At 69.4% G+C, this 20,126-nt stretch carries 19 protein-coding genes and 1 tRNA gene; 14 read left to right on the forward strand and 6 right to left on the reverse strand.

The annotated features are described in order from the left end of the window. Window positions 1–74: 74 nt before the first annotated feature. From ACIA6A_RS13490 to ACIA6A_RS13500, 3 genes are read left to right on the forward strand one after another with little or no spacing between them, the layout of a single operon-like run. A complete protein-coding gene (locus tag ACIA6A_RS13490) occupies window positions 75–623 on the forward strand; it encodes a dihydrofolate reductase family protein (protein WP_396097856.1) in 549 nt (182 codons plus the stop codon). Between the two features lie 4 nt (window positions 624–627). Next, the gene (locus ACIA6A_RS13495; protein ID WP_396097857.1) at window positions 628–960 is read left to right on the forward strand and encodes an ArsR/SmtB family transcription factor; all 333 of its coding nucleotides are present in this window, start codon (window positions 628–630) and stop codon (window positions 958–960) included. Beyond that, window positions 960–1,394: an SRPBCC domain-containing protein gene (locus ACIA6A_RS13500; protein WP_396097858.1), complete on the forward strand. Its 435-nt coding sequence runs from the start codon at window positions 960–962 to the stop codon at window positions 1,392–1,394. The genes ACIA6A_RS13495 and ACIA6A_RS13500 overlap by 1 nt, the downstream gene beginning before the upstream one ends. On the opposite strand, the gene ACIA6A_RS13505 is transcribed toward ACIA6A_RS13500, so the two are convergent. The 3 genes from ACIA6A_RS13505 to ACIA6A_RS13515 form a co-directional block, all read right to left on the reverse strand. Continuing rightward, window positions 1,384–3,507: a methyl-accepting chemotaxis protein gene (locus tag ACIA6A_RS13505; protein ID WP_396097859.1), complete on the reverse strand. Its 2,124-nt coding sequence runs from the start codon at window positions 3,505–3,507 to the stop codon at window positions 1,384–1,386. The genes ACIA6A_RS13500 and ACIA6A_RS13505 overlap by 11 nt on opposite strands. Before the next feature lie 80 nt (window positions 3,508–3,587). Then, complete coding sequence (gene aceE, locus ACIA6A_RS13510) at window positions 3,588–6,326, reverse strand: pyruvate dehydrogenase (acetyl-transferring), homodimeric type (protein WP_396097860.1); 2,739 nt, start codon at window positions 6,324–6,326, stop codon at window positions 3,588–3,590. A gap of 148 nt (window positions 6,327–6,474) precedes the next feature. After that, a complete protein-coding gene (locus ACIA6A_RS13515) occupies window positions 6,475–6,879 on the reverse strand; it encodes a YjbQ family protein (RefSeq protein ID WP_396098536.1) in 405 nt (134 codons plus the stop codon). A 69-nt stretch (window positions 6,880–6,948) separates the two neighbouring features. On the opposite strand from ACIA6A_RS13515, the gene ACIA6A_RS13520 reads away from it, so the two are divergent. From ACIA6A_RS13520 to ACIA6A_RS13545, 6 genes are all read left to right on the forward strand, one after another. Beyond that, window positions 6,949–9,255, forward strand: a complete 2,307-nt coding sequence (locus tag ACIA6A_RS13520) for a thiamine pyrophosphate-dependent enzyme (RefSeq protein WP_396098537.1) — start codon at window positions 6,949–6,951, stop codon at window positions 9,253–9,255. Window positions 9,256–9,350: 95 nt separating this feature from the next. Then, window positions 9,351–9,782, forward strand: coding sequence for a DUF3052 domain-containing protein (locus ACIA6A_RS13525; protein ID WP_396097861.1), 432 nt, complete (start codon window positions 9,351–9,353; stop codon window positions 9,780–9,782). Between the two features lie 112 nt (window positions 9,783–9,894). Beyond that, on the forward strand, window positions 9,895–10,359 hold the full coding sequence (locus ACIA6A_RS13530; RefSeq protein WP_396097862.1) for a peroxiredoxin: 465 nt from the start codon (window positions 9,895–9,897) through the stop codon (window positions 10,357–10,359). A 62-nt stretch (window positions 10,360–10,421) separates the two neighbouring features. Further along, window positions 10,422–10,493: transfer RNA gene (locus tag ACIA6A_RS13535), tRNA-Val, on the forward strand. 919 nt (window positions 10,494–11,412) lie between these two features. Next, window positions 11,413–11,736, forward strand: coding sequence for a hypothetical protein (locus tag ACIA6A_RS13540; RefSeq protein WP_396097864.1), 324 nt, complete (start codon window positions 11,413–11,415; stop codon window positions 11,734–11,736). A 2-nt stretch (window positions 11,737–11,738) separates the two neighbouring features. Further along, window positions 11,739–12,203, forward strand: a complete 465-nt coding sequence (locus ACIA6A_RS13545) for a hypothetical protein (protein WP_396097865.1) — start codon at window positions 11,739–11,741, stop codon at window positions 12,201–12,203. 18 nt (window positions 12,204–12,221) lie between these two features. Here ACIA6A_RS13545 and ACIA6A_RS13550 read toward each other — a convergent pair whose 3' ends face one another. Further along, window positions 12,222–12,548: a hypothetical protein gene (locus tag ACIA6A_RS13550; RefSeq protein ID WP_396097866.1), complete on the reverse strand. Its 327-nt coding sequence runs from the start codon at window positions 12,546–12,548 to the stop codon at window positions 12,222–12,224. Between the two features lie 355 nt (window positions 12,549–12,903). On the opposite strand from ACIA6A_RS13550, the gene ACIA6A_RS13555 reads away from it, so the two are divergent. Then, window positions 12,904–14,322, forward strand: a complete 1,419-nt coding sequence (locus ACIA6A_RS13555) for an endo-1,4-beta-xylanase (protein ID WP_396097867.1) — start codon at window positions 12,904–12,906, stop codon at window positions 14,320–14,322. After that, window positions 14,319–15,689 (forward strand): PHB depolymerase family esterase, encoded by a 1,371-nt coding sequence (locus ACIA6A_RS13560; RefSeq protein ID WP_396097868.1) that lies wholly within the window; start codon window positions 14,319–14,321, stop codon window positions 15,687–15,689. The genes ACIA6A_RS13555 and ACIA6A_RS13560 overlap by 4 nt, the downstream gene beginning before the upstream one ends. A gap of 107 nt (window positions 15,690–15,796) precedes the next feature. Here the strand turns inward: ACIA6A_RS13560 and ACIA6A_RS13565 are convergent, their stop codons facing one another. Together ACIA6A_RS13565 and ACIA6A_RS13570 are read right to left on the reverse strand one after the other, a co-directional pair. Then, window positions 15,797–16,351, reverse strand: a complete 555-nt coding sequence (locus tag ACIA6A_RS13565) for a hypothetical protein (RefSeq protein WP_396097870.1) — start codon at window positions 16,349–16,351, stop codon at window positions 15,797–15,799. A 294-nt stretch (window positions 16,352–16,645) separates the two neighbouring features. Further along, the gene (locus ACIA6A_RS13570) at window positions 16,646–17,317 is read right to left on the reverse strand and encodes a maleylpyruvate isomerase family mycothiol-dependent enzyme (RefSeq protein ID WP_396097871.1); all 672 of its coding nucleotides are present in this window, start codon (window positions 17,315–17,317) and stop codon (window positions 16,646–16,648) included. A 136-nt stretch (window positions 17,318–17,453) separates the two neighbouring features. Between ACIA6A_RS13570 and ACIA6A_RS13575 the strand changes: the two genes are divergently transcribed. The 3 genes from ACIA6A_RS13575 (at window position 17,454) to ACIA6A_RS13585 (ending at window position 20,107) form a co-directional block, all read left to right on the forward strand. Further along, window positions 17,454–18,653 (forward strand): MFS transporter, encoded by a 1,200-nt coding sequence (locus tag ACIA6A_RS13575; protein ID WP_396097872.1) that lies wholly within the window; start codon window positions 17,454–17,456, stop codon window positions 18,651–18,653. Window positions 18,654–18,786: 133 nt separating this feature from the next. Next, complete coding sequence (locus ACIA6A_RS13580) at window positions 18,787–19,596, forward strand: TIGR02569 family protein (protein WP_396097873.1); 810 nt, start codon at window positions 18,787–18,789, stop codon at window positions 19,594–19,596. Window positions 19,597–19,630: 34 nt separating this feature from the next. Then, complete coding sequence (locus tag ACIA6A_RS13585) at window positions 19,631–20,107, forward strand: GNAT family N-acetyltransferase (RefSeq protein ID WP_396097874.1); 477 nt, start codon at window positions 19,631–19,633, stop codon at window positions 20,105–20,107. The last annotated feature ends 19 nt before the right edge of the window (window positions 20,108–20,126 follow it).

Below are 20,126 nucleotides of genomic sequence, written 5' to 3' on the forward strand. Positions count from 1 at the left end.
ATACCGAGCCTCCTTGACCATGCGGCCGTGACCTGTGTAATTTACCAACTAGCTAATTAACCCAGAAGTTAAGTATGGAGGCCGGAGACATGGGCAAGATCATCGCGGTGGAGTACGTGACGCTCGACGGGGTTTTCGAGGAGCCGAGCTGGAGCGGCCCCTACTTCAACGACGAGCTCGGTGCCTGGCAGGACGCGAATCTGACGGAGGCCGACGCGCTGCTGCTCGGCCGAAAGACGTACGAGGGCTTCAAGGCCGCCTGGCCCGGCATGGAGGAAGCGACCGGGCATTTCGGCAAGAAGATGAACGCGATGCCGAAGCACGTCGCCACCACGTCGCTGACCGAGCCCGAGTGGAACGCCGCGTTCCTGACCGGCGAGGTGTCCGACGCGGTCGCCGCGCTCCGGGCCGGGTCGGAGAGCCTGCTGATCAACGGCAGCGCCGATCTGGTCAACTACCTGACCCGGCACAACCTGATCGACGAGTACCGCATCATGGTCTTCCCGGTCGTGGTGGGCGAGGGCCGCAAGCTCTGGCACGACGGCACCAAGGTCGCGCTGAGCCTGACGAAGACCTGGACCACGAAGACCGGTGTCGAGGTCAGCACGTACGTGCCGGCCTGACCTGGTGGCCGACGACCAGCTCAGCCTCATCTTCGCCTCGCTCGCCGACCCGACGCGCCGCGCGATCCTCGCCCGGCTCGCGGACGGGGAGGCCACGGTCAACGAGCTGGCCGCACCGTTCGCGATGAGCCTGCCCGCGGTCTCCAAACACCTCAAGGTGCTGGAACGCGCCGGGCTGATCTCCCGCGGCCGGGACGCCCAGTGGCGCCCGTGCCGGCTCGAGGCCGCGGGCCTGCACGAGGCCTCGGACTGGGTCAACCGCTACCGGCGTTTCTGGGAGTCGAGCTACGACAAGCTCGACGCCCACCTCAGACAGCTGATGAAAGGCGACACCTGATGGAATTCAGAGAGCTCGACATCGTACGGATCTTCGACGCGCCCCGGGAGCTGGTCTGGGCCGCGCTGACCGAGCCCGATCAGGTCGCCGCCTGGTGGGGTCCGGCCGGCATGAGCACGCCGCGCGAGAGCGTCGAGATGGACGTGCGCCCCGGCGGCGTCTTCCGGCTCACCATGGTCAGCGGCGACGGGTCGGAGTTCCCGTCCGACATGCGGTTCACCGTGGTGGAGCCGGTCGGGACCCTCGGGTACGAGTGGGAGGGCCAGCGTGGCATCGGAGGCGGCGGTGCGACCGTCACCCTCAAGGATCTGGGCGACGGCCGCACCGAGCTGACCAACCATTTCGCCGGCTGGACGACCGACGAGATTCAGGGCTTCATGGTGCAGGGCACCAACCAGCAGTTCGACAAGCTGGCCGCACTGATCAGACGGTGAACCGGCCGACCAGCACGGTCAGGCGCTGAGCGGTGTTGTTGAGCTCGTCCGCGGCCTGGTGCGACACCGCCACCGCGCTGCGCGTGCTGTCCACCGCCCCGCTGACCGCGCCGATACCCTGCGCGATGTCCTGGCTGCCGGTCGAGACCTCGGTGATGTTGCGGGACATCTCGGCGGTCGTCGCGGCCTGCTCCTCGACCGCGGCCGCGATCGCCGTCTGGTAATCGTTGACCTGGCCGATCGTCGCGGTGATCGCGGTGATCGCCTCGACCGCCTTGGCGGTGTCCGACTCGATGGCCGACACCCGGGCGGTGACGTCCTCGGTCGCCTTGGCGGTCTCCTGGGCCAGGTCCTTGACCTCGCCCGCGACCACCGCGAAGCCCTTGCCGGCGTCGCCCGCCCGGGCCGCCTCGATCGTCGCGTTCAGCGCCAGCAGGTTCGTCTGCTCGGCGATGCTGGCGATCAGCCGCACCACGTCGGCGATCTTGCCGGTGGAGACCCGCAGCTCGTCGATGACCCCGGAGGCGGTGGCGGTCAGGCCCACGCCGTCGCGGCCGGCCCGCGCCGCGTCCTGCGCGTTGCTGGAGATCTCGCTGATCGAGGCGCCCATCTCCTCGGCGCCGGCGGCGACCGTCTGCACCACGGCGGAGATGTCGTCGGCGGCCCGGCTGGCCGATCCGGCCCGCTCGGACGCGGACTCGGCGGACTGGGTCAGTTCGGCACCGGTCGTGGCGACCTGCCCGGCCGACTTCGACACCTCGTGGGAGGCGCCGGTGACCTCGACGATGACCTCGCGCAGCTCGGCCACGGCGGTGTTGAGCGCCTCCCCGGCCTGCCCGATCTCGTCGCCACCGGTCTCGGTGCTGCGGACCGTCAGGTCCCGCTTGGCCAGCCTGGTCAGCGACGCGGTCAGCCCGCCCAGCCGCTTGGAGATGCGGCGGGCCTGCCAGGCGGCCAGCACGCCACCGGCCAGGGCCATCAGCAGGGCGGCGATCCCGAACGCGATGAGCATGTCGCGGCGGCCGTCGCGCACCGCGGTGGCGGCACCACTCGCGTCGGCGTCGTAGCCGTTGACCGCGATCGCCCAGGAGTACGGCTTGTAGAACGACACCGTGGTGGTGGTCGCCCCGGCCGCGGCGCCGCCGGCTCCGGGCAGCTGGTACGTGGTCCGGAACGTGGTGCCGTCGGTGAGCTTCGGTGCCTCGGTGACGATCTGCTCGACGTACTTCACGCCCTTGGCGTCGGTGGCGTCGATCTGGGTGTCGGTGGCCGGGTCGGCCATGCTGGACGCGATGATCCGGCCCTTGTCGGCGGAGTTCGTGCTGTAGACGACGACCGAGCCGTTCTCGCGGATCTGGCTGCCCGCGATGGCCTCGGTCAGGTTGCTCAGCGCGGTGGTCTGCGGGGTGCCGACGAACAGGGCGCCGATCACGTCGCCGTCGCTGTTCTTGATCGGGTCGTACGCGGTGATGAACCAGTTGCCGACGACGCTCGCCACGCCGCGGTACTCCTTGCCGCCCTTGATGGCGGCGGCGACCGCGTTGGCGGAGCCGTCGGCGTTGGCCGCCGGGATGTACGTGCCGATCGCCCGGGAACCGGTCGCCGACTTGATGTTCGTGGCCACCCGCAGCAGGTCGCCGTTGGCGTTCATCCGCTGGAAGACGGTGACCGAGAGCCCGGTCAGGTCGGCGGTGTCGTCGACGAACGCGGTGGGCGTCTCCAGGTCGGTGTTCTGTCCCAGCCAGTCACCGCCCACGGCCATCCGGGGCAGCGTCACCGTGGTCTTCGCCTGGCTGACCTGGTTGGTCGCGGTCCACTTGGCGGTCTTGCCCTGCAGCGCGGCCCCACCGTTGACCTTGAGCACCGCCTCGGCGGTCTTCATCTGCCGGTTGACGCCGGACTGGACCTCGTCACCGACCGAGCTGACCAGCCGGCTGATCTCGTCGGAGGTGCGGTTCAGGTCGTCGGTGGTCAACTGGCTGACCTGCGACTCGGTCCGGTCGGCGAACGACTGGCTCTGCCAGGCGCCGACACCGACGAGTACTGCCGCCGTACTGAGCACACTGCCCAGACCGAGGGCCATGAGCTTGTGACTGATCTGAGCACGCACCATGCCGGACTATTCGTCCGGACCGGGCAAAAGCTGAGGGATGTACCCGGACATTCCCGGGCACATCCCTCAGTCGAAAAACCTCAGCTGTCGCCGCCGGTCTCGCCCACCGGCGCGGCGTTGACGTCGTCGATCGCGTACTTCTTGGCGGCCTCGGCCGGGACGTGCGCCGGAACCTTGCCGCGCAGCGCGAGCTGACGCAGCGTCGCCACCGTCACCGACTCCGCGTCCACGTGGAAGTGGCGGCGCAGGGCGTGCCGGGTGTCACTCATACCGTAGCCATCCGTGCCCAGCGACGTGTAGTCGTTCGGGATCCAGCGGCTGATCAGGTCGGGAACGGCCCGCATCCAGTCGCTGACCGCGACCACCGGACCCTCGGTGCCCTCGAGCTTGGTCTGGATGTACGGCTTGCGCCCCGGCTCACCCGGGTTGAGCAGGTTGTGCTCCTCGGTCTCCACCGCGTCGCGGCGCAGCTCGGTCCAGGAGGTCACCGACCACACATCGGCGCCGACACCCCAGTCCTGAGCGAGCAGCTCCTGGGCCTTGAGCGCCCACCCCATGCCGGTGCCGGACGCGAGGATCTGTGCCTTCGGCCCGGTGGTCTCCGGTGCGGCGGCGTACCGGTAGATGCCCTTGAGCAGGCCCTCCACGTCGACGTCGGCCGGCTCGGCGGGCTGCAGGATCGGCTCGTTGTAGACCGTCAGGTAGTAGAACAGGTTCTCCTGCTCCGCGCCGTACATGCGGTGCAGGCCGTTCTCCACGATGTGCGCGATCTCGAACGCGTACGCCGGGTCGTAGGCGACCACCGCGGGGTTGGTCGCGGCCAGCAGCAGCGAGTGACCGTCCTCGTGCTGCAGGCCCTCACCGTTGAGCGTGGTGCGCCCCGCGGTCGCGCCGAGCAGGAACCCCCGGGCCATCTGGTCGCCGGCCGCCCACAGCTCGTCGGCGGTGCGCTGGAACCCGAACATCGAGTAGAAGATGTACAGCGGGATCATCGGCTCGTCGTGCGTGGCGTACGCGGTGCCGGCCGCGATGAAGCTGGCGGTGGACCCGGCCTCGTTGATGCCCTCGTGCAGGATCTGCCCGGTGGTCGCTTCCTTGTACGACAGGAAGAGCTCACGGTCGACCGAGGTGTAGGTCTGGCCGTGCGGCGAGTAGATCTTCTTCGTCGGGAACAGCGAGTCCATGCCGAACGTACGGGCCTCGTCCGGGATGATCGGCACCCAGCGGGCCCCGAACTCCTTGTCCCGCATGAGGTCCTTGAGCAGCCGGACGAACGCCATGGTGGTGGCGATCTTCTGCTTGCCGGAGCCGCGCTTGACGTCACCGAACGTCTTCGACTCGGGGATCGCCAGCGACTTGGCCTTGGTGCGCCGGGTCGGCACGAAACCGCCCAGCTCACGGCGCCGCTCGAGCATGTACTGCATCTCGTCGGACTTCTCACCGGGGTGGAAGTACGGCGGGAGGTACGGGTTGTCCTCGAGCTGTTTGTCGCTGATGTCCAGGTACAGCCGGTCGCGGAAGCCCTTGAGGTCGTCCAGCGTCAGCTTCTTCATCTGGTGCGTGGCGTTGCGGGCCTCGAAGTGCGAGCCCAGCGTCCAGCCCTTGATGGTGTGCGCCAGGATCACCGTCGGCTGCCCGGTGTGCTCGCTCGCCGCCTTGTAGGCCGCGTAGAGCTTGCGGTAGTCGTGGCCGCCCCGCTTGAGACCCCAGACCTCGTCGTCGCTCATGCCGTCGACCAGCTTGCGGGTCCGCGGGTCACGACCGAAGAAGTTCTCCCGGACGTACGCGCCGGACTCGCCCTTGTACGTCTGGAAGTCGCCGTCCGGCGTGACGTTCATGAGGTTGACCAGCGCGCCGTCGGTGTCCTTGGCGAGCAGCGGGTCCCACTCCCGGCCCCAGACGACCTTGATGACGTTCCAGCCGGCACCGCGGAAGAACGACTCGAGCTCCTGGATGACCTTGCCGTTACCGCGCACCGGCCCGTCGAGGCGCTGCAGGTTGCAGTTGATGACGAAGGTCAGGTTGTCGAGCTCCTCGCGGGCGGCCAGGCCGATCGCGCCCAGCGACTCGACCTCGTCCATCTCGCCGTCGCCGAGGAACGCCCAGACGTTCTGGTCCGAGGTGTCCTTGACGCCGCGGTTGTGCAGGTAACGGTTGAACCGGGCCTGGTAGATCGCGTTCAGCGGGCCGATGCCCATGCTGACCGTCGGGAACTCCCAGAAGTTCGGCATCAGCCGCGGGTGCGGGTAGGACGGCAGACCGCCACCCGGGTGCGACAGCTCCTGACGGAAACCGTCCAGATCGTGCTCGCTCAGCCGGCCCTCGAGGTACGCCCGGGCGTACATGCCGGGGGACGCGTGACCCTGGAAGAAGATGTGGTCGCCGCCGCCGGGGTGGTCCTTGCCCCGGAAGAAGTGGTTCATGCCGACCTCGTACAGGCTGGCGCTCGACGCGTACGTCGAGATGTGCCCGCCGACGCCGATCTGCGGGCGCTGCGCGCGGTGCACCAGCATGGCGGCGTTCCACCGGATGTACGCCCGGATCCGCCGTTCCACCATCTCGTCACCCGGGAACCAGGGTTCCTGCTCCGGCGGGATCGTGTTGATGTAGTCCGTCGAGGTCAGGGGCGGGACACCGACCTGTCGCTCGCGCGCCCGTTCGAGCAGGCGCAGCATGACGTATCGGGCTCTCTTCGCCCCACCCTCGTCGATGACTCCGTCGAGCGACTCGACCCACTCACTTGTTTCCTGGGGGTCGATGTCCGGAAGCTGGCTCGGCAGGCCGTCACTGATCACCGGGCGCTTGCGTTCCGTGGCCACAGGCATTCCTCTAGGTCGGTGTCGGACCGTACGCCCATTGTGTGAGCCGCACGGCAATGGTTCCATCCTGCCCCCTCACCGTGGCTGTCGTCACGCCTACCGTCCGGCTGCGCGACGAGTGACACACGTACTCGGGGGTAACTAACGGTTAACCGGGGAGAAAACTGAACCGCACGTGCCGTTCCGGGTTGTCACCGTTGGTGTCAACGAGGCAGACGGACTGCCAGGTACCCAGCGCGATGCTGCCGCCGATCACGGGCAGCGTCGCGTACGGCGGGATCCAGGCCGGTAGCACGTGATCGCGGCCGTGACCGCGTGATCCGTGCCGGTGCCGCCACTTGTCCTGGGTCGGCAGCAGCTCGTCGATGGCCGTGAGCAGGTCCTCGTCGGAACCGGCACCGGTCTCGATGATCGCGATCCCGGCGGTCGCGTGCGGGACGAAGACGTGCAGCAACCCGTCGCCGCGACCCCGGACGAACTGCTCGGCCTCGGTTGTGATGTCCCGCACGACCGGCTTGTTGCCGGTCCGCACGGTGATCACGGTGGTGTCCATGACCGGGAAGTCTTCCATGCAGAGGTCCGTCCCCGGGAAGGCCGCCCCCGCAACCGCGCGGTGGCGGGCCTGGCCAAGGTCGGCAATGCTGGATCGGTGACCACCCCCCAGCACCTCGACGAGCGTTTCCGCGACGCGGTCTCGGCCCTCCAGCCGCGGGACCCGCGCCGCGCGCCCGGCGAACCGGTCCACGAGGGTTCGGCGCTCACCGGCGACCGGGCCCGGGAGCTCTTCGACGCCCAGCTCACCAGTCGTCACCTCGATCTCGCGGCCCGCTGGCTGCGCAGTTTCAACGAAGGCTTCTACACCATCGGATCCGCCGGCCACGAGGGCAACGCGGCGGTCGCGGCCGCCCTGCGCCCGGACGATCCGGCCCTGCTGCACTACCGCTCCGGCGCGTTCTACTGTGTCCGCGCGGTCCAGGCCGCCCCGCCGTTCGAGGAGGACGCCGATCCGCTGGTCGACGCCGCCCGCGACGTGCTGCGCGGCATCGTCGCGTCCGCCGAGGAGCCGATCGCCGGCGGACGCCACAAGGTCTTCGGACGGGCCGATCTGCAGATCATCCCCACGACGTCCACCATCGCTTCGCACCTGCCGCGAGCTGTCGGGATCGCGTACGCGATGAGCGCGGTCCCGGGCCTCAAAGGGGTCGACACCCCGTGGCCCGAGGACGCCCTCGTCGTCGCCTCGTTCGGGGACTCCTCGATCAACCACGCCACCGCCACGGCCGCGTTCAACACCGCCGGCTGGTACGACCACTCCGGGCGCCACCTGCCGCTGCTGCTCGTCTGCGAGGACAACGGTTACGGCATCAGCGTCCCGTCGCCGCGGGGCTGGGTGGCCGAGTCGTTGCGGTCCCGGCCCGGCCTGCGCTATTTCGCCGCCGATGGCACCGACCTGGCGGCCGCCCACGCCGCCGCCGTGGAGGCCGTCGCCTGGGTACGCGAGCAACGCCGGCCCGCGGTGCTGCACCTGTCCATGATCCGGCTGATGGGCCATGCCGGGGCGGATGCCGAGATCGCGTACCGATCGGCGGACGAGCTGTCCCGCGACCTGGACCGCGATCCCCTGATCCGGACCGCCCGGCTCCTGATCGAGGAGGGCTTCGCCACCCCCGACGACCTGATCACGAGGTACGACGAACTCGGCTGGCAGGTCCGCAAGATCGCCGAGGAGGTGCTCGGCGAGCCGAAACTGACCACCGCCGCGCAGATCGCCGCACCCCTGGTCACCCGGCGGCCGTTGCGCGTCTCCCGGCACCTCACCGACGCGGCCACCCGGGCGGCCGGCGCCGGCTCGGCCGCCCGCTCCCAGGCGTTCGGCGGCAAGCTCCCCGAGCGGGCCGGTCCGCTGACCCTGGCCCAGACGATCAACGCCACGCTCACCGACGCCATGCTCACCCAGCCCGGCGCGGTGCTGTTCGGCGAGGACGTCGCGGTCAAGGGCGGCGTCTACGGGGTCACCAAGAACCTGCGCGACCGCTTCGGTGCCGGCCGGGTCTTCGACACCCTGCTCGACGAGACGTCGATCCTCGGCCTCGGCCTGGGCGCCGGCCTCGCCGGGATGCTGCCGATCCCGGAGATCCAGTACCTGGCGTACCTGCACAACGCCGAGGACCAGCTCCGCGGCGAGGCGGCCACGATGGCGTTCTTCTCGAAGGGCGCGTTCCGCAACCCGATGGTCGTCCGGGTCGCCGGGCTCGCCTACCAGCAGAATTTCGGCGGCCACTTCCACAACGACAATTCGGTCGCCGTGCTCCGCGACATCCCCGGGCTGGTCCTGGCCGTCCCGTCCCGCCCGGCCGACGCCGCCCCGCTGCTGCGCTCCTGCCTGGCCGCCGCGGCCGTCGACGGCGCGGTCAGCGTGTTCCTGGAGCCGATCGCGCTCTACCACACCCGTGACCTGTTCCAGCAAGGTGACAACGAGTGGCTCGCCCCCTACGCTGCGCCGGGGGAGTGGTCCACCGCGCACATCCCGATCGGCCGCGCGCGGACCTATCCGGTCGGTTCCGCCGAGGACCTGACCATCCTGACCTTCGGCAACGGGGTCCGGATGTCCCTACGCGTCGCAGCCCAACTCGCCGCGGACGGGTACGGTTCCCGGGTGGTGGATCTGCGCTGGCTCAGCCCGCTCCCGGCCGCGGACCTCGTACGTGAGGCCTCCGCGACCGGCCGGGTCCTGATCGTGGACGAGACCCGGCGCTCCGGCGGGGTGGGGGAGGGAATTCTGGCGGCATTGGTGGACGGTGGCTTCGTGGGCGCGGCCCGCCGGATCGCCTCCGCGGACTCACCCGTTCCGCTCGGTCCGGCAGCACAAGAGGTCCTGATCGGGGAAGATGCCATCACACAGGGTGCCCATGCCCTGTTGACGCGGTAAATTGCCACACACTCGGTGCGCCACTTGCGCCCGGGCCCCTGAATGTGTGGACTACCCCCACACAACAGTCGTGAACAGCAAGGAGGAATTCGACAGTGAGCGCGACCGCTGGTCAGGCCGACGGCGTACGCAGCCTGGCGGACCGGTTCGGCTTCGAGCCGACCATGGTGGTCATGGAGATGGGCTACGACGATGACGTGGACGAAGATCTCCGTGACGCCCTGACCGAACGCGTGGGCGAGTTGGTCGACGAGGACACCGACGAGGTGGTCGACGCGGTACTCCTCTGGTACCGCGACGGCGACGGTGACCTATTCGAAATACTCACCGACGCCTTGAGCCCGCTCGCGGACAGCGGCGTGGTGTGGCTCCTGACCCCCAAGGCAGGCCGCGACGGCCATGTCGAACCCAGTGAGGTCAGCGAGAACGCGCCGACGGCCGGTCTCCAGCAGACCTCCACGGTGAACGCCGGCAAGGACTGGACCGCAGCCCGGCTGGTGTCGTCCCGCGGAGCCAAGAAGAAGTAAGACCGCAGGCGTACCCCCGCCGCCCCGTCACTCTCTCCCGTGGCAGGACGGCGAACGCCGCGCGGCCCTCGCCGCCGCGCGGCGCTTCGTGTTGTCCGGATATCGTGGTCCCATGGTGATCGACGTAGGCTCTCAGGCCCCGGACTTCACACTGAAGGACCAGAACAACCAGGAGGTGACGCTCGCCGACTTCCGCGGCCGCAAAGCGGTCCTGCTGGTGTTCTACCCGCTGGCCTTCACCGGCACGTGCCAGGGGGAACTGGCGGAAATCCAAGAGCACTACTCCGAGTACTCCAACGACTACATCCAAGTGCTGACGGTCAGCGTCGACTCGGTCTACAGCCACAAGATCTGGGCCGACAGGGAAGGATTCACCTTCCCGATGCTCGCCGACTTCTGGCCCCACGGCGAGGTGGCCCGGTCCTACGGCGTCTTCAACGACCAGGCCGGCTTCGCCAACCGCGGCACCTTCATCATCGACCGCGAGGGGCTCGTCCGCTTCGCCCAGATGCAGGCGGCCGGCGAACCCCGCGACCAGAAGACCTGGCGAGACCTCTTCCAGGACCTGATCTTCTGACCTCCGGTGCGGAGAAGGCTCCGGCCCGCAGGGTAGGATGGCCACTCCGGCACGCTGGAGCCGGGCGCGTAGCTCAGTGGGAGAGCACTCGCCTTACAAGCGAGGGGTCGTAGGTTCGAAACCTACCGCGCCCACCCTTTGACCAGGACCGGAACGGGCCACCCGGTCACCCGGCGGCCCGTTCCGTCTTAGTTTTCGTCTCAGTTGGGTTTCCAGAGCAGCCCGGCTACCTGCTCAGCGATGCCGGTTGCCAGCTGGGGCACTCCATGACCGCGCGCGCCGGCCAGGAGCGGCCGTTCGGCGCGCTTCGTGCGCCCAGCCGTCCCGCACTCCGGAATCCTTCCACGCGTCGTGATCGGCATGCCGGCTGCCTTGTCCGTTCCATCGGCGGGAAGGCGTTGCGGACGACGGCGAGGTGGGTCCGTACGGTCGCGGTCTTATCGCTGTGCCCGTAGCGGATCCCGGCGCCCTGGTAGTGGTTGCCCCACTTCACGCATTCGCCATCGCAGTCCGCTGCTGCGTGAGCCGCGCAGTGTCTGCCATCGACCGCGATTGCTGCGCTCGGCCTGTCCGGTGGTGGCCCGGCTGGTGAGCCAGGCGCCGATCGCGTGGATCCGCCAGGTGTGCCCACACCGCAGGACAGTGGTCAGCGATGACGGTGAGGGGGCATTGCTCACTTCGGACAGATTAAAAAGGACTCGGGAGGCCTTCGGGGAGCGGAAGAACTGTGGCTCCGCGGATGTCTGGCCCGATGGTCTTGGCATTGCTCTCCGCCAAACCGGGCAATGAGCCCCTGGTGCCAGGAGCGGCGAATCGGCGTTCGAGGCCATCGGTGGGCGGAACGGATTATCGCAATCTTTCGGGTCGTATGTGTGGGAAGAAAAAGCGTATTAGAAGAACATTCGACTTTGCTGTGAGCGATATGGATGATCTTGCAGTTCGCGCCACCCGCGAAGAAATGCCGGACCATCGCCGACGAGACCGACAGTGACGGCGAATTCCCCCTCGACATCACCATTCCCGGTGATACCGGCGCTCCGACCGCTGTCTACAGTGGCCAAGGCCGACGCCGCCGGCGCTGTCCGTCCGTACGACGAGGAGACCGGCAAGCTCGGCACCTTCGACCTGACGCTGGTCAAGTACACCGATGGCACCGGCACCACCACGCCGGACCTGGCGGCCGGCCCGATCGTCACCCGGCTCGACACCACCTGGCCCGGCGCGACCATCGAGTACGCCGGCGCCACGGTCGGTGTCAGCGTGCAGTCGGGTCAGGTCACCCCGGCCGTGTCCGACCCGACCGCCACGACGTTCAAGAACGTCGCCACCGCGACCGACGCCGAGGTCGCAGCGTTCCCGGCGGCGCGCAGTTGCTGAGCGTGCTGCGGAACAGCTCGGCGAGGACGTCGCAGAAGTACAACCTGTCCCTGCCCGCCGGTGTGCAGCTCACCGCGCTGCCCGATGGCGGCTACGTGATGCTCGACGCGGCCGGCCAGTCCGTCGGTCGTATCGACTCCCCGTGGGCCAAGGACGCGACCAGTAAGGATCTGTCTACCAGGTACACCCTCGCGGGCAACGTGCTGACCCCGACGACCAATACCACCGGCGCGACGTTCCCCGTGGTCGCCGACCCGAAGGTGTCGCTCGGCCTGCGCGTCTACGTCCGGTACTCCCGCGCCGAGGTCAAGGCCTTCAAGGCCCGCAACGCCCTCATCGCCGGCTCGTCGCTCACCGGCACGTTCAAGGACGCCGCGAACCGCGACCGGTGTGTGGAGCTGAAATTCAACTACCAGGGCATCGTGATGGAGTGGACGTCCCGGGCCCGCGGTTCCTGGTGCGCATAAGCGCGACCGTGGTATCACTTACGCCGGGTGCAATTTCGTCCCAGCCGGGATCATGTAGGGATAGCGAATGGTAATCGGAACCGGCGTGGCGAAGTCGCCATGGATCGGCGTGTTGATCGCCGTGGCTGCGATGGCAATGGTCAGCGTCTTCGCAGTGGCGCAGGATTGGGATCCTGGTTCCTGGGTGTGGGCGGCCGTCGTTTGCGCTGTGACGGGAATCTTTTCCTCCGTCATGCAGATTCGCCGGAACCGCCAGCTTGATTCCGCGGCCGGGCAGGCACGCGAATTCGGCAACGGGCCGGACCTCGGCAACAGCTCGCAATAGGTCACCGGCATCACCGACACGCCTCGCATCCTCAAGTATCCGAGGCGTGTCGCTGTGTCCGGCTCGCCTGAGCCATCGGGGTGACCGCTGGTGGGTTGCCCGATGGTCGTGGGAGCGCTCCCGACGTCGCAGATGGCGCAAGTTCCGGTTGCTGGCCGAAATTTCCGCGCGTTCCGCTTGGTCTCCTCTGAGCTGCGGTGATGCGCTCAAAATCAACGTTTGATCGGGTGCTGCGGGCTGCTCTACGGGGAAATCTCGGCGATTCAAGTTTCGGCGGCGTTTCGCTACCGTGTCGTATCGAGATGGCTCGATTCCTCCGGGCCGTCCTCGCTTGCGTCACGTCCTCAGCTCCCCGTCAGCGGAAGGCAACCGGCAATGACACATGACTTCGCTCGCGTACGCGGGCGCAGCACCAGCAGGCTGCGTGGTGTCGTCCTCACCGTGGCGGCCGGCGCCGTCGCCATCGGTGCCGCCATCACCTTCAGCGGCACCGCCGACGCGGCGACCACGCTCGGCGCCTCGGCCGCTGCCAGTGGGCGCTATTTCGGCACCGCGGTCGCCGCGTACAAGCTCAGCGATGCCACGTACCTCGGCATTCTGAGCCGCGAGTTCACCATGGTCACGCCTGAGAACGAGATGAAGTGGGACGCCACCGAGCCCAGTCAGAACACGTTCTCGTACGCGAATGCCGATCGGATCGTGGCCCAGGCCGTCTCGCAGGGGGCCCGGGTCCGGGGTCATGCGCTGGCCTGGCATCAGCAGCAGCCGGGTTGGGCGCAGAGCCTGAGTGGCACCGCGCTGCGGTCGGCGATGCTCAACCATGTCACCCAGGTCGCCACCCATTACCGTGGCCAGATCTACGCCTGGGACGTGGTGAACGAGGCGTTCGCCGACGGCGGTTCCGGCGCGCGCCGGGACTCCAATCTGCAGCAGACCGGCAACGACTGGATCGAGGCCGCGTTCCGGGCGGCCCGGGCGGCGGACCCGGCGGCCAAGCTCTGTTACAACGACTACAACACCGACGGCCAGAACGCGAAGAGCAACGCGGTGTACGCCATGGTCCAGGATTTCAAGACCCGCGGCGTCCCGATCGACTGTGTGGGTTTCCAGTCGCACTTCAACTCTGCCTCCCCGGTCCCCAGTGACTATCAGGCCAACCTCCAGCGGTTCGCCGCGCTCGGCGTCGAGGTACAGATCACCGAGCTGGACATCGAGGGTTCCGGCACCGCGCAGGCCGACTCGTACACCCGGGTCACCCAGGCCTGCCTGAACGTCGCGCAGTGTGCCGGCATCACCGTGTGGGGGATCCGGGACACCGACTCGTGGCGGGCGAGCGGCACCCCGTTGTTGTTCGACGGCAGCGGTAACAAGAAGGCCGCGTACACCTCGACCCTGAACACCCTCAACGGCGCCGGCACCTCGGTCCCCCCGACCACCACGCCGCCGGTCACCACCCCGCCCACGACCCCGCCGGTCACGACCCCGCCCCCGTCCGGTGGTGCGTGTTCCGCGGCCCTGTCGGCCAACGCCTGGACCGGCGGCTTCGTCATCACCGTCAAGGTCACCGCGGGTGCCTCGGCGGTCAGCACCTGGTCGGTGGCGCTCACCCTGCCCAGCGGATCCGCGCTCACCAACGCCTGGAACGCGCAGGCCACCGGCTCCTCCGGCGCGGTCCAGTTCGCGAACGTCTCGTACAACGGCCGCATCGCCGCCGGGGGCAGCACCGAATTCGGTTTCCAGGGCACGGGAACCCCGCCGACGGCGGTCTCCGGCTGCACCGCGAGCCTCGCATGACGACCCGGCGAACCGTCCGTGCCCTGCTGGGAGCGGCGGCGGCCGCCACCGCGCTGTGTGCCGCGGTGCTCGTCGCGGCCCCACCGGCCGTCGCGGCGTCCCTCGTGGAGATCACCGGTTTCGGCACCAACCCGACCGGCCTGAAGATGCACGTCTACGTCCCCGACAACCGCCCGGCCAACCCGGCGCTCCTGGTGGCGGTCCACTACTGCACCGGATCCGGTCCGGCCTTCTATTCCGGTACGCAGTTCGCCTCGCTCGCCGACCGCTATGGATTTGTCGTCGTGTACCCGTCGGCCACCCGCTCCGGCAACTGCTTCGACGTGTCCTCCCCGGGCGCGCTGCGCCACGACAGCACCAGCGACCCGGCCGGCATCGTCTCCATGGTCCGCTACGCCCAGCAGCACTACGGCACGGACCCGTCGCGCACGTACGTCACCGGTGCGTCGTCCGGGGGCATGATGACGAACGTCCTGCTCGGCGATTACCCGGACGTCTTCAGGGCGGGCGCCGCGTTCATGGGCGTCCCGTTCGGCTGCTTCGCCACCACCGACGGATCCGGCTGGAACAGTGCCTGCGCCCAAGGTCAGATCACCAAGACCCCACAAGCCTGGGGCGATCTCGTACGGGCCGCCTACCCCGGATACACCGGAACGCGCCCGCGTATGCAGCTGTTTCATGGCGTCACCGATGACACGTTGCGGTACCCCAATTTCGCCGAGGAGATCAAGCAGTGGACGGATGTTCTCGGTGTCAGCCAGACGCCGGTGCTGACGGACACGCCGCAAGCGGGCTGGACGCGTACCCGGTATGGCTCGTCCGGGGTGCAGGCGCCGGTCGAGGCGATCAGCGTGGCCGGTGTCGGCCATTCCCTGCCGCTCGCCGGACAGGCCCAGCTGGCGATCAGCTTCTTCGGACTGGACGGCACCGGCCCCACGCCGACGCCGACCACCCCACCGCCGACGACCCCGCCGCCCACCACCCCGCCACCGACGACCCCACCGCCCACCACCCCGCCACCGACCACCCCGCCGCCTGACCCGGGCACGGCGACGTGCAAGGTCGGTGACACCGTCAACGCCTGGAACACCGGCCTGACCTCGTCGATCACCATCACCAACACGGGCAGCACCCCGATCAGCGGCTGGACGCTGGCTTTCACCCTCCCGCAGGGCCAGACCATCACCTCCGGCTGGAACGCCTCCTACACCCCGTCGGCCGGCGCCGTGAAGGCCACCAACGCGACATACAACGCCCAGCTCGCCCCCGGCGCGTCGACCGGGATCGGCTTCCAGGCGACGCACACCGGCAACACCGCCCCGCCCAGCGCGTTCACCCTCAACGGAGCCACCTGCACGACCGCGTGACCGCGCACCCCGTCCCCGGGGCCCGGCCTTGATCATCGGATCAAGGCCGGGCCCCGGGCCGTGCCGGGCGTCACTGCCGGCCGCCCACGCCCTCCCCGGTCCGGCCGTCACTCGGGCTCGACGGCCACCTCCGCATCCGGCGGCTCGGCGGTCTCCGCTCCTCCCGCCGTGTCGCGGCCCCGGAACGGCGAACCCGCGTCCGGCTCGATCTCGCCGAGCGTCTCCAATCGCGCCCGGATGCCGCCCCGGCTGCGGCCGAACTCCTCCATCAGGGCGCGTTCGGTGCAGCCGCCCCGGAAGCGGGCCAGCAGGAGCGCGTCGTCCTCCGTGGACCATCGGGTGCCCCGGTTCGGATAGCGCTTCGGTCGCTCGACCGCGGCCTTCGCCTTGACCACCTTGCCGGGCGAACGCATGGCGACCAGCCCCGCCAGCGTGGACGACAGGGCCTCGGCCACCGCGGGAAGATCGAGCGACGAGATCCCGCCGCTCATCTCGCTCACGACCGCGCCCTCGGGACCCCAGCCGTACAGCGAGAGACTGACCTTCTCCCCGCCTGTCCCGGACGCGGTGATCTGATAGGTGTGCGCACCCACGACGAGGTGCTGCTCCAGCATGGTGTGCGGGCGCCGATCCTGCTCCGGCGCGAACCCGGTGTCATTCATGCGCCGACCGTAGGACGGCCCACTGACAGTTTTTCGCGGGCGTGTCCCGGCCCCCGGCGTTTCGTGTCAAAGACCCGACGACAGCCGCCGAGAGCCCGAAAAGCCCGAATCCCCCGAGGCATAATGGAGACGTCCGACCGCGGAGCGGCACCACTCGCCGCGGCACCGGACGAGCAAGCTGCCCAGCCCAGCACTTCTCGCGGCTGTGGTGCTCTCAGATCGCCCAGCGGTGTTCGCGGCGATCCAGCCCTGGCACGGCCCAGCGCCCTTCGCGGCCTTCCGGTGTGTCGCCCATCACCCCGCGTCGGGGGCGCGGCGGCCGAGGATCCGGTTGCGCAGGACGCGGACGCCAGGGCCGTCCAGTTCGGTCAGTACCGCTTGTCTGCCGCACATGGCCATCAGCAAGGTTTCCGCCGGCCCGGCAACCAGCTCACCCACCCCGGAGAACCAGTTGAGATCAGAAGCCTCGAAACGCAGCCCGGCCAGCCGCCGCCTCGGTGCGAAACCGAAAGCCTTCCCGCTGGTCAGAAACTCGAGGGACACCTTGAGCCGATCGAGCCGCAGACCATGAGGCAGTCCGAGCGGGCGCCGCATGTCCTGGCCGTGCACCTGCAGGTCGGTCAGCTGTCCCGGATATCCCACCAGCGGTGCTTCGAACGGATTGTCCGCGCCGTCGCGCAACTGCTGGGCCAGCTCGGCCGCCGGCCGGGCCGCCGTCCGCACGGCGAGCCGGGAGTTCGCCTTGTGCAGATTGAAGCCGCTCCTGACCAGCATGCCGAGCAGCGCTCGGCTGGGCGAGGGCGCGCCCGGTGCCGAGCCGCCGGAGGCCGCGATCAGGTGACCGGCCACCTCCTTGACCGTCCAGTCACCGCACAGACTGGGCGCGTCGAGCTGTGCGGGCTGCAGCGAATCGACCAGGTCGGCGAGGCGGCGACGCTCGTCGGCGATGGCGGCACGGATGTCCATTCGCGAAAGGCTAACGACGAACGGTCGCGACGGTGGCCCCGGCCCGGCCGACACCCTGGGGATCACCTGGTCCAGGTCAGGACCGGTCGCGGTTCCGGGGCTGTACACCCCCGCCGGCATCCGCGAAGGTCGACGGATGACCCCGGCGCCCGCGACGTTGTGGCGCAACCGGGAATTCAACCTGCTCTGGGTCAGTCAGTCCTGCTCCGACCTCGGCACGGCGATCTCCGGCCTGGCCGTACCCCTGCTGGTCCTGGCGCTCACCGCCTCGCCGCTGCGGGCGGGTGCGGTCGGCACGGTCGGGCTCGTGGTCACCGTGCTGTCGCGACTGCCGGCCGGGGTCCTCGCGGACCGTTTCGACCGCCGCCGGATCATGCTGGTCTGCGACGCGATCCGGCTGGTGGCCTATCTGGTCCTGGGCTGTGCCGTGCTCCGTGGCCAGGCGTCGCTCGCCCTGGTGGTCGCCGTGGTCGTGGTGGCATCGGGCGCCAACGCGTTCTTCGGTACGGCGGAGTATTTGTCCCTGCGTACGATCGTCGCCGCCGAGCAGCTGCCGGCGGCGGTGGCCCGCAACGAAGCCCGCGCGTACGGCACCTCCCTCGCCGGCCCACCCCTGGGTGGCCTGCTGTTCGGGCTCGGACACGCGGTGCCGTTCCTCGGCGACGCGGTCACGTTCCTGGCCTCGATGATCGGTGTCGCGATGGTGCGCCGCCCGCTGCAGGAGCCCCGCGAGACAGCCCCCGGCAGTCATCTGTCAGCGTTGGCGGAGGGCGTGCGCTTCGTGCTCGGCAACTCCTTCCTCCGTACGGTGGTGCTGGTCGTCGCCCCGCTGAACCTCGCCTTGCACGGGGTCATCTTCACGGTCATCGTGACGATGCAGGCGCACCGGGTGACCCCCGCCGTCATCGGCACGGTGGAGACGGTGGTCGGGGTGGGCGGGCTGCTCGGCGCGGTGCTCGCCCCGGCGCTGACCAGGCGCCTGGTGCTGCCCGTGCTGAACCGTGCGGTCTGCTGGTCGGCGGCGGTCCTCATGTCGCTGAGCGCCCTGGTCACCGACAGCGTGGCCGCCGCGGTCCCGGTCGGCCTGGCGGTCCTGCTGGGCCCGGCGACCAACGCGGCCCTGTTCGGCCACCAGGCAGCGGTCACCCCGGACCGTCTCCAGGGCCGCGTCGTCAGCGTCATCATCGTGCTGGCCACCTCGATCGCCGCCGCGGCCCCACTGCTGGCCGGTCTGATGATCACAACCATCGGCCCGCAAACAGCGATCCTGGCCTTCGCCGCCATGGTCTGCTGCTCAGCCGTCGCCGCCTCGGTCACCCACAGCCTGCGCGTCTGAAGCCGCCCACAGCTTGCGCGTCTGAAGTCGACCCACGGCCTGCGCGTCTGAAGCCGCCCTCGGTCTGCGCATCCGCAGGCATGCTCGGCCTGCGGGTCGCAGGGCCGGCGTGGATGGCGGGTTTAATGACCTGATGGCTGAGGATCATGGACCGCCGGATGCGGTGCTGCGGGCTTTCGGTGCGCACGGCGATCCGGTGCGGCTGGCCGGTGGGAAGGGCGGGACCTGGCGGGCCGGTGATGTCGTCATGAAGCCCTCCGAGGGTGATGACGAGGTTCGCTGGCGTGCCGGGGTCCTGTCCACGCTGCCCGAGTCGCCGGATTTCCGGATCGCGCGGCCGGTGCGGGCCGAGGACGGTGACTGGTTGGCGCACGGGTGGGAGGCGACGCGGCTCGTGGCGGGGGAGCCCGACCAGCGGCGGGTGGCGGAGATCGTCCGGGCCGGGGCGGCGTTCCACGGCGCGCTCGCCGGGGTGCCTCGTCCCTCCTTTCTGGACACCCGGCGCAATCCCTGGGTCACCGGTGAGCGGCTGGCCTGGGAGACGCAGGTGCCGGGTGCGGCGAGGCGGCCGAGTGTGCTGCTCGACGAGCTCCTGGCGGTCCGGGAGCCGGGGCGGTGGGCGGAGCAGATCGTGCACGCCGACCTGCTCGGCAACGTCCTGTTCGCCGAGGGGATGGCGCCCGCGGTGATCGACTGGGCCGCGTACTGGCGCCCGCCGGAGTGGGCGTCGGCGGTCGCGGTGGTGGACGCGATGGTCTGGCACGGCTTCGACATCGGGCTCGCCCGGCGGTGGGAACACGTTCCGTCGTGGGGGCAGCTCCTGGTCCGGGCCGCGATCTTCCGGCTCGCCACCTGGGACGCGGCCGGGTGGGCGGCCGAGCCCGAGCAGGCGTACGAGCGGGTGGTGCACAACATCGTCGCGTTCGTCGCGAGCGGAGGTTAGGGTCCGGGACATGGCAGGTATCAGGCTGGAACCGATGACCGACGCTCAGTTCGCGCGCTACCGCGAGTCCGCGGAGGAGGGATACGCCCGGCAGGTCGCGGAGTCGGGGGAGATGTCGTGGGAGGCCGCCGTCGAGAAGGCCACGAACGACTACGCGCGGATTCTGCCGGACGGTCTGCGGACCCCGGATCAGTTCCTGTTCCGCGCCTACGACACCGCAGCCGACGAAACAGCGGCTGATGACAAAGGTGCGGGGGTCGGGATGCTCTGGCTCAACATCGCGCTGAAGGTCGACGGGCTCCAGGCCTGGGTCTACGACGTCATCGTCGACGAGGAGCACCGGCGCCGGGGCTACGGCCGGGCCATCATGCGGGCGGGCGAGGAGCTCTGCCGCTCCCGTGCGGTGCGGTCCATCGGTCTCAACGTCTTCGGCGGCAATGCCGGTGCCCGGGCACTCTACGAGCAGGAGGGCTACGTGACGACCGCGTTGCAGATGAGGAAGCGCCTCTGAGCCCACCGGCGGGAGGTGC

This window comes from Actinoplanes sp. NPDC051494 (genome assembly GCF_044454705.1).
Classification (GTDB): domain Bacteria; phylum Actinomycetota; class Actinomycetes; order Mycobacteriales; family Micromonosporaceae; genus Actinoplanes.

Excerpts from the sequence above, each read along its gene's own strand:
- ACIA6A_RS13490 (WP_396097856.1), top strand. The coding sequence starts at position 75 with ATGGAGGCCGGAGACATGGGCAAGATCATCGCGGTGGAGTACGTGACG.
- ACIA6A_RS13500 (WP_396097858.1), top strand. The coding sequence starts at position 960 with ATGGAATTCAGAGAGCTCGACATCGTACGGATCTTCGACGCGCCCCGG.
- ACIA6A_RS13505 (WP_396097859.1), bottom strand. The coding sequence starts at position 3,507 with ATGGTGCGTGCTCAGATCAGTCACAAGCTCATGGCCCTCGGTCTGGGC.
- ACIA6A_RS13515 (WP_396098536.1), bottom strand. The coding sequence starts at position 6,879 with ATGGACACCACCGTGATCACCGTGCGGACCGGCAACAAGCCGGTCGTG.
- ACIA6A_RS13530 (WP_396097862.1), top strand. The coding sequence starts at position 9,895 with ATGGTGATCGACGTAGGCTCTCAGGCCCCGGACTTCACACTGAAGGAC.
- ACIA6A_RS13555 (WP_396097867.1), top strand. The coding sequence starts at position 12,904 with ATGACACATGACTTCGCTCGCGTACGCGGGCGCAGCACCAGCAGGCTG.
- ACIA6A_RS13560 (WP_396097868.1), top strand. The coding sequence starts at position 14,319 with ATGACGACCCGGCGAACCGTCCGTGCCCTGCTGGGAGCGGCGGCGGCC.
- ACIA6A_RS13565 (WP_396097870.1), bottom strand. The coding sequence starts at position 16,351 with ATGAATGACACCGGGTTCGCGCCGGAGCAGGATCGGCGCCCGCACACC.
- ACIA6A_RS13570 (WP_396097871.1), bottom strand. The coding sequence starts at position 17,317 with ATGGACATCCGTGCCGCCATCGCCGACGAGCGTCGCCGCCTCGCCGAC.
- ACIA6A_RS13575 (WP_396097872.1), top strand. The coding sequence starts at position 17,454 with ATGACCCCGGCGCCCGCGACGTTGTGGCGCAACCGGGAATTCAACCTG.
- ACIA6A_RS13580 (WP_396097873.1), top strand. The coding sequence starts at position 18,787 with ATGGCTGAGGATCATGGACCGCCGGATGCGGTGCTGCGGGCTTTCGGT.
- ACIA6A_RS13585 (WP_396097874.1), top strand. The coding sequence starts at position 19,631 with ATGACCGACGCTCAGTTCGCGCGCTACCGCGAGTCCGCGGAGGAGGGA.